The 742-nt window shown below is 41.0% G+C and carries 1 protein-coding gene; it reads right to left on the reverse strand.

The genetic code is table 11. The features are described 5' to 3' along the window. The coding region (locus ACFILY_RS09595; protein ID WP_375673373.1) for an ABC transporter substrate-binding protein at positions 1-742 on the reverse strand (742 nt) is incomplete at both ends.

Here is a 742-nt window from a genome sequence, read left to right on the forward strand (position 1 = left end):
CAGAATCATTATTCCATCCGATAAAAGCCGTATCAAAAGCCCGTGCATTCACTTTTGAAAACAACTGTGTACCTGCTACACGTTCAATTTTAAGACGCACGCCCGCCTGTGCAGCACTATCTTGAAGTGACTGAGCAAGTAACAAAGTATAAGGAGCATTTGAGACAATAAAATTTGCTTCAAATCCGTTCGGATAACCGGCCTCTGCTAAAAGCTGTTTTGCTTTTTGAATATCAAGCTTAAAGGGTTGCCCCTCTTTTTCATCTAAAGCCCCAAAATTACCAAGAGGAATAAAACTGGCCCGTGGAACACCAATCCCTTTAAGAAGCTTCTTGCCAAGACCTTCATAATCTATAAGATAACGCATCGCCAAGCGTACTTTTTCCTTAGCAAAAATGGGATTTGTCATATTGAATCCCCAGTACATCATGGATGGTTCTAACACTTCCTTGATTTTAACATCTGTTGTTTTTTGCAGATCTGCAAGATCTTCAGGTGTCAAATTACGAGCAACATCAATATCATGTTTTTGCAACAACAAGCGTTGTGTTCCGGGCTCTGCAACATGGCGAATTAAAATCTGCTTCAGTTTAGGCGCTTGTCCCCAATAGTGAGAGCTTGCACGCAACAAAAGAGCTTCTCCAGGGCGCCAACTTTTTAACTGATAAGGACCAACACAAGCAGCATGACTCTTCAAATACTGATTTCCCAAATCACCATCTTTTTCGTGTTTCATAATCGT

The organism is Bartonella sp. CL25QHWL (genome assembly GCF_042195335.1).
Lineage (GTDB): Bacteria > Pseudomonadota > Alphaproteobacteria > Rhizobiales > Rhizobiaceae > Bartonella.